Below are 6,000 nucleotides of genomic sequence, written 5' to 3' on the forward strand. Positions count from 1 at the left end.
GTCACAGCGGGCGCGGCGCACCGTTGCACCGGCTCGATCACTTGCCGGCGGCTCATGGCCGTTCCTCCGGCGGCAGTGGCGTCGCAACCCGGAAGGCGCTCATCAGCGCGGCCCGTTCGGGGCGCAAACCGCGCGCTTCACGAATGTAGACGTGGACGATTTCATTGGCGCGTTTGGTGGTGTTCCAGTGGATCAAGACACGAATGCAGCGCGGTAAGCTGCCCGGCACGGCCATTTCGTGGCCGCAGAGCAAGGCGGTGTCGATCCATCCGATCGCCCGCGCCGCCACCGCGGGGAATTCGGCGTTGAGGTCGAGGGTGGTGGTGAAAATGGCGCTGGCGATGTCTTCTGGCTCGATGCCATTGGCTTCGATCAACAACGTGAGCAATTCGTGGGTCGCTTCCAAAATCGCTTCGCGTGTGTTTTCGGCACAGGTAGTCGCTCCTCGTACTCCGCGACAACGAACGTTCATTGCCTCTCCTCCGCGGCAATAACAGAGGGGGCGCGAGGTTTGTTCGCCTCGCGCCCCCTTGTGCTTGCTCTGTGCTTGCGTGCGTCTTCAGGAAATGCGAAGCGACCAGTCCAATTGTGGGCTGGTAAAGTAAAAGAAGTAGGTGTAAAAGCGCACGTTGGGCATAAAAACGCTTACCTTACTCTTTTCCCGCTTCGACAGGGGAAATATACCATGGCCGCGGCAGTTCGTCAAGCAGGCTGTAGATCCGGACGGCTGTCCGGCTCCGCAAAGATCGCTAAGGGATATGATTGGGGGTACCAACGCGCTGGCGCCCAATCCCCAAAAACCCTTCGCGCCCTCTGCGTCCTTCGCGTCTTTGCGTTTACCATCCTCTGCGCCTTCCGAGTCACGAGCCAAGCAACTCTTCGGCCTCGATAATCGCCTGCGCAATATCCTTCATCTTGGTACGCTTATCGCGGGCGCGCTGGCGGAGGCGCTCATACGCATCACGCTCGCTCAGACCGAGGCGCTGCATCAAAATCCCCTTCGCCCGCTCGATCAACTTGCGCGCTTCCAACGCCTCTTGCAATTCAAGGTTCTCGCTGCGCAGATTTTGCAACTCGCGGTGGCGGGCTAGCGCAATCGAAATCGCTGGCGGCAACTCCTGCTCATTAACCGGCTTGACCAAATAGGCCAGCGCACCGGCTACCTCGGCCCGCCGGATGGTATCCTTATCGGAAAACGCCGTCAGCATCACCACCGGAATACCGGTCTGATCACGGATGCGGGCCGTCGCCTCGGTACCGTCCATCTCCGGCATGCGAATATCCATGATCACCAGATCAGGCTTCAGGCGAGTAGCGAGCATCACCGCCTCGGCGCCGGTACGGGCAATGCCAACTACCTCGTAGCCCAACCCCTTCAATTGCTCTTCGAGCGTGAGCGATACGAGATCATTATCCTCGGCAATCAGGATGCGAATCGCGGCCACGGCTGCCTCCCGCTGCAAGCTTATGCGCATAATGTGATAGGCTAGATCATACCACAAGATAAGCAAGGGTGTGATACAATTTAGTATGAGATGAAGTGTTTGCGTATGCAACTGACGCCACTGGGGCGGCAGCCGCACACACCACCGCCAACATCGGGGTGAGGAGGACGTGATGCGCTACGACATCACGAATATTGCAATCGAAGACTATCTGCACGATCTCATGCCACCGCGCGACGAAGTATTAGCCACCCTTGAAGCGCGCGCCAAACAGCAGGGTCTGTCGCTGGTCGGGCCGGTGCAGGGACAGTTTCTCTATCTACAGGCGCTGATGATGAATGCCCACAACGCGCTGGAAGTGGGCATCACCACCGGCTATGCCGCCACGTTTATCATGAAGGCGCTCCGCCAGACCGGCGGCAGAATGACGGCGATCGAGCGCAATCCTGAACGAGTCAAGCTCGCCAACGAAGTGATCGAAGCCGCTGGCTACCGCGATCTGATCACAATCCATTTCGGCGATTGGCGCGAGATCCTGCCCTCGCTCAATCAGGAATTCGACCTGATCTTCCTCGACGTCCTGCGTAACTCTTCCAACGACGAACAGGCAACGAAGGCGCTTGAGCTGTGCGTACCGCTGCTCAGCCCCGGCGGCGTCCTCATCGCCGACAATGTGCTGTGCAGCGCGCAAGTGCTCGAAGAAGACGCCTCGCCGCTCGTGCGCGGCATCCAGCGTTTCAACCGCGCCATCATGGAGCACCCGCAGCTCGAGTCGGTGATTATCCCGCTGCGCGATGGCGTCTCGATCAGCCGCAAAAAGCGCTAAAGGGCGGTTGGTTGCCAGCTATTCGTTGTACGATGTAGGGAGTCGCACAACTGTGCGACTCCACGCATCATTCATTATCCCATTCGTTCATGCGTTATCCCATTCGTTGTCCTATGCCACCTTCCGACCGGCGCCACCAACTCGCTGAATGGGTCGCGTTGCGCTCATTCGCCCAAACCCTCAACCAAACGCTTGACCTGCGCGCGGCGCTGGAAGCGGCGCTTGGCAATATTTTGGAGTTGACCGGCCTCGAGGCCGGCTGGATCTATCTGCGTGACGAAGGTGATCAGTTTACCCTCGCCGCGCGCCAGCACCTTCCGCCGGCGCTCAATTATCCCGGTCTGGCATGGCAAGGCGAATGTGCCTGTCAAGAAACCTGCCGTGAGGGCCAACTCCGTGAACCGGCCTTCATGGCATGTTCACGACTTCGTGGCGCCGTCGGCGACAAGCGCGGCCTCTCGCATCACGTATCAATCGCATTACGCGACAACTCCCGCGTGGTGGGCATACTCAATCTCGCCACTAGCCAGTGGGTGCGGCTCAAGACGCCCGATCAACACCTGATGGCCGCAATTGGCGATCTGCTCGGCGTCGCTATCGCCCGCGCCTACCTCTACGAGGAGTATAGCGTGCGACGGGTGCAGGAACGGCGCGCCTTGCTGTCGCTCTCGCAAGAACTGTTAGTCAGCGATGATCTCGAACCGGCCTTGCAACGGCTGGTGCGCGTCGGCGCGCGCCTGCTCGAGGCCGATGCCTGCGCGTTTGTCGAGGCCGATGAAGCGGGCGGGAGAGCGGTGCTGCGCGCCTGTTACGGCTGGGCCTTGACTATCGGCAGCCCATGGCCGCTGACGCTCGACGAAGAGCACCCGCATCTGTGGTACTTGCCAGAGCGCAGCACGCAATTGCCGGCCGATGCGTTGATGCGCTTGCCGCCGCTCTTGCGCCGGCAGAACTTTCAAGGCCACCTTGCCGTACCGGTTGAGCTCGGCGGCGCGCAGCTTGGCTTGCTCTTGGTGAACACCATCACCCCCCGCTCCTTTCTCGACAGCGAAGCCGAGCTGCTTGGCCTGCTCGCCAGCCAATTGGCCCAGATGATCGACCGCGAGCGGCTCAACCAAGAGGCGCTCGCCCGCCAACGGCTCGAACGCGAACTCGATTTGGCCCGCGAGATACAGGCCAGTTTCTTGCCCGACTGTTGCCCCTTCGTGTCCGGCTTGCAGATCGAAACCTTTTACCGCGCCACTCGCCAAGTTGGCGGCGACTTCTACGATTTTATTGAATTGCCGCCGGCAACCCCCGCTAGCGCGCCCCGCCTCGGCGTCGTCATCGCCGATGTGACCGACAAAGGCGTGCCGGCAGCCCTATTTATGGCCCTCTCGCGCACTCTGCTCCGCGCCAGCGCCATTGATGGCCGTCCGCCGGTAGCGGTGCTGCAACGCGCCAACCGGCTCATTCTCGCCGATTCACGGGCCGGCCTGTTTGTCACCTGCTTCTATGCCCAGATCGATCCGGCCACCGGCCAGATCGCGTTCGCCAATGGCGGTCACAACTATCCCCTGCTCTACCGCAGCGCCACTGGGCAAGTCATCCCGCTCGCCGCCCAAGGGATCGTGCTCGGAATCCTCACCGATCCGCACTTTGCGCCGGGAGAACTCGCGCTCGAACCGGGTGACGTGCTGCTGTTCTACACCGACGGCATCACCGAAGCGATGAACCCGGAACGAGAATTGTTCGGCGACGACCGGCTCGCGGCTGTCCTCCGCGCGACCCATCACCAAACCCCCGCCGAGATCGTGGCCGCCGTGCTCGCCGCCGTCAATGCCTTCGCCGGCGATGCGCCCCAAGCCGACGATATGACCATGGTGGTGATCAAGCGGGTGTAATGCGCTGGAAACGTTCCCTGATCCGAGCCTGCTTACGCGATCACGGACTGCGCTTTAATACCTATCCTCAACAATGGTTATATCAGAGAAATATTCGAGCAAAATATCAGCACCGGGAGCTGCTGGATCAAAGATGACGATGTAATCGAGATCAAGCGACCGCACATAGGCCACAAAATCAGCCGGATTCGTGAAATCGGGGCCTTGATCAAGCAAATAATCTTGATAATGCAGTTGAATCAACTGGTTGGTGAGACGTCGATCGTACAACGTAGCAATAAACGTCAGGCGACCGCTCAAGTAGCCAATGCGCAAATTTCCCTTTTCAAAGATATCAAACGAGACAATATCAGAACGGCGATGCTCCTGTAAGACAGCAAGTGCTTCTTGAGTAATAGTTCTATAGTTGCCGATGCCAACAATATTAGCTGCAATGTAGATAATGCTGATTGCCATCACCCCCGCATAACTATACAAAGACAACCGGTAGCTGCCGGGATTCGTCGCTGCCAGCATCGCCGGCCACAACGCCGCCACTGCTGGCAAAAACAGCACATACCGCGGCACACTGAGATGAAACGGCAACACAGCTACGATCGCAACCGAAACCGCCAGCACAAACCAATATGCCCGGCGTTGCAGCGCTGGCATCCGATGAGAACGCAAAGCCACGATCCCCATCATGATCAGCGAAATCGGAAACATTAACCCAAACGCATCATTCGTGATGTGCGGAATAAGATTGTAGACTATAGGCGATTGCGGAATAAGCGGATGAGGCCAGACAGCCTGCGGTGATAAGTTGGGAAACGGTATCCCTTGGTAGGGCAAACCAAGATTCGTCAAGATCGCCGGTAGCGGTTGGGGCAAAGCTAACGGATAGAGCGGATTGCCTTTCAACCACAGGTTGCGCAGATACCATCCCGATGTGAATAAGCCGCTGCCAACCACAGCCAGCAACGTCCGCCACGAGGGTTTGTACAACCGGATCGCGACCATCACAACAATCGCCGCCAGTATCAACACCGCGCCAAAGAACAGGCCGTGATATTTCACGCTGGCCGACAAGATTGCCGCACCAATCCCATACCAAGCATAATCAACCTGCCGTTGCACCAACGCCAGCGTAAGCAAGTACAAACTCAAATACACTAAAAAGTTGATATGAATATCAACATAAAAGGCCACCGTCTGCGCAAACAGCACCGGAATGACCGCGCACAGGGCAACCGATAATAGCCGAATGTGATGAGCTGCTGTCCAAATCCCAGCAAACTGGTAACTCACCACCAAAAACAAAATATAACACAGCGCGCCTGACAGATTGGTGCTATTAATATCGCGAGTAACGGCGACAAACAGGCCAACCAACGCCTCCGCGCTAGCCGGAAACCAAAATGAGGTAAACGTGGCCTTCACATCAACATAGTAGGGATTAGCATGGCGGGCAATTTCCACCGCCATCGGAATATGATAGGCGGTATCATCAACAAAACTGCGCACATACGCGACACTATTGAGGCATACCGCACCAATGAGAATCAGCACGACGCAACTGACTGAACCATACCAGATCAGCGCCGCAGCAAGCGGGAGATCGTGAATGGCAGCTAGCCAATGGAGCTTCGGTTTTGCCATGTGCCCAATCCAGCAGCTTTCTACGAGCGTAGCGCATTGTATAGAAATATCCTATCATACAAACTGCGCTTCCACTTGCACAGATCCGCCCATCTCGCTATAATATGTGAGCGACGCGGCACGGGGAGATGACGGAGTGGTTGAACGTGCCCGTCTCGAAAACGGGTAGGGCCTAATAAGCCCTCGTGAGTTCGAATCTCACTCTCCC

The 6,000-nt window shown here is 57.9% G+C and carries 5 protein-coding genes; 2 read left to right on the top strand and 3 right to left on the bottom strand.

Translation table 11 applies throughout. The annotated features are described in order from the left end of the window. Positions 1-52 precede the first annotated feature (52 nt). Positions 53-472 carry a chorismate mutase gene (gene aroH, locus U9R61_RS14425; RefSeq protein ID WP_322489506.1) on the bottom strand — a complete coding sequence of 140 codons (420 nt, stop codon included), beginning with the start codon at positions 470-472 and terminating at the stop codon, positions 53-55. A gap of 388 nt (positions 473-860) precedes the next feature. Then, entirely contained in the window at positions 861-1,445 is a 585-nt protein-coding gene (locus U9R61_RS14430) for an ANTAR domain-containing response regulator (protein WP_322489507.1), read from the bottom strand. A gap of 172 nt (positions 1,446-1,617) precedes the next feature. On the opposite strand from U9R61_RS14430, the gene U9R61_RS14435 reads away from it, so the two are divergent. Beyond that, a complete protein-coding gene (locus U9R61_RS14435) occupies positions 1,618-2,271 on the top strand; it encodes an O-methyltransferase (RefSeq protein WP_322489508.1) in 654 nt (217 codons plus the stop codon). A 113-nt stretch (positions 2,272-2,384) separates the two neighbouring features. Beyond that, entirely contained in the window at positions 2,385-4,154 is a 1,770-nt protein-coding gene (locus tag U9R61_RS14440) for a GAF domain-containing SpoIIE family protein phosphatase (RefSeq protein ID WP_322489509.1), read from the top strand. Positions 4,155-4,208: 54 nt separating this feature from the next. Here U9R61_RS14440 and U9R61_RS14445 read toward each other — a convergent pair whose 3' ends face one another. Continuing rightward, positions 4,209-5,792: a hypothetical protein gene (locus U9R61_RS14445; RefSeq protein WP_322489510.1), complete on the bottom strand. Its 1,584-nt coding sequence runs from the start codon at positions 5,790-5,792 to the stop codon at positions 4,209-4,211. Positions 5,793-6,000 lie beyond the last annotated feature (208 nt).

The organism is Chloroflexus sp. (genome assembly GCF_034431535.1).
Taxonomy (GTDB): domain Bacteria; phylum Chloroflexota; class Chloroflexia; order Chloroflexales; family Chloroflexaceae; genus Chloroflexus.

Bases quoted from the DNA above. Each gene is read 5' to 3' on its own strand.
- aroH (WP_322489506.1), bottom strand. From the start codon at position 472: ATGAACGTTCGTTGTCGCGGAGTACGAGGAGCGACTACCTGTGCCGAA.
- U9R61_RS14435 (WP_322489508.1), top strand. From the start codon at position 1,618: ATGCGCTACGACATCACGAATATTGCAATCGAAGACTATCTGCACGAT.
- U9R61_RS14440 (WP_322489509.1), top strand. From the start codon at position 2,385: ATGCCACCTTCCGACCGGCGCCACCAACTCGCTGAATGGGTCGCGTTG.
- U9R61_RS14445 (WP_322489510.1), bottom strand. From the start codon at position 5,792: ATGGCAAAACCGAAGCTCCATTGGCTAGCTGCCATTCACGATCTCCCG.